At 45.5% G+C, this 1,581-nt stretch carries 1 protein-coding gene and 1 pseudogene; one reads left to right on the top strand and one right to left on the bottom strand.

Annotation, left to right across the window (positions count from 1 at the left end; all coding sequences use genetic code 11):
- Positions 1-267 (bottom strand): annotated as a pseudogene (locus A3729_RS34035) (hypothetical protein); the annotation flags it as partial.
- A gap of 108 nt (positions 268-375) precedes the next feature.
- Between A3729_RS34035 and A3729_RS16845 the strand changes: the two are divergent.
- Positions 376-1,581 (top strand): FAD-dependent monooxygenase (locus A3729_RS16845; protein WP_068634102.1); only part of this gene is annotated, 1,206 nt, incomplete at its 3' end.

Raw genomic sequence — 1,581 nt, 5'->3', positions numbered from 1 at the left:
AAAAGAGAAGAAATGTCGAAAAAATGGTGACTGTAGTAAAGGGTTATATTTACGCTGAATGGTATAGGTCGCAATATTAACCACGGCTGGCGCTGACTCCTTAATGATCGGCGCGAGAGAGGGTTGTGAATTTCCTTCTATCAGACGTTGCGGAAAGCCAGCGGCTTGAAGTGAAAAAGAGAAACTTAAGCTGAGCAAGATGAACAAAGTCAAACCGTATTGCTTGAAGTTAAAAAACACATTATTTGATAATTGATTAAGACGCATCTTTTTATTGTCCTTCACTGGGTATTACAGGCGATATTATAAGCTCAAAGGTGTGATTGTTGGGAAGTTCTTGCATAATACTGCAAAAGATTTGCTGAGAGGAAAAGCATGAGCAAGCAATATGATGTAGTGATTGTCGGTGCCGGTATGGTCGGCGCTGCCATTGCCTGTGGATTGGCTCGATCGAACTTTAAAGTTGCGGTCATTGACCCGCTATTACCCCCTGCGTACGTAGAAGGCGAAGCACCTCACATTCGGGTATCGGCGATCAGCTATGCGAGTGAACAGATATTAAAAAACCTGGGTGCATGGCAATATATCGAAGGCAAACGCTTATGTCCTTATCGACGTTTAGCAGTAAATGAGATGCCTGCTAAAAAGGGGCTATCTGCCTTATTGCCTGACATCTCGACATGGGCAAGAACCGAGTTTGATTGCAGTCAGATTGGCCAGAGTCATCTTGGCAATATTATTGAGAATGATATTGTTCATCTCGCTTTGCATGAAGCAATGAACGGCCTGGAAAATGTTAGCGTCTATTGTCCAGACAAAATTGAAGAGATGGAATTGGATGGTGAGCTGAAAACCCTGACACTATCAAAAGCAGGAGACATTAGCGGGCGCGTAGTGATTGGTGCCGATGGCGCACAGTCACGTGTGCGAGAACAAGCCAGCCTCGGTCAATATAAAGACAAATATGCGCAGCATGCTTTTGTCTGCACTGCTGCGTATGAAGGCAGTCAGGAAGATATTACCTGGCAGTCATTCACCTCTCATGGACCCTTGGCATTTTTGCCCTTGGCCGATAGTGGTAAGGAACACTTTGGCTCACTCGTCTGGTACGACTTGCCTGAAAGTGTCGGCAAATTATCGCAGATGGGTAACGAGGAGCTGTTAGCGACGATCAAAGCTGCTTATCCTTCAGAGCTTCCTACCATTACACGCATTGTAGAGCACGCTAGCTTCCCTTTATTTAAGTCCCATGCCATTAACTATGTCCGCCAGGGTGTGGCATTGGCGGGGGATGCAGCACATACTATCAATCCTTTAGCCGGGCAGGGCGTTAATCTGGGCTTTATGGATGCTGCGATGCTAATCGAAATTCTGGGGCAAGCACACTTAGCGGGCGAAGATATTGCTAGCCTTGAAGTCCTGCAGCGTTATCAAAAAAGTAGACGACCAGAGAACCAGAAAATGATGAGCATTATGGATATGTTCTATCATGGCTTTAGTAATGAGTTGCTGCCGCTAAGGGTGGTAAGAAATATAGGCCTGGGTCTAGCAAATAATTCCGGGCCTGCGAAAAATAAAGTG

The organism is Oleiphilus sp. HI0043, from assembly GCF_001634935.1.
The sequence above is the reverse complement of the archived record's forward strand: the minus strand, read 5'-3'. Positions and strand labels throughout refer to the sequence as shown.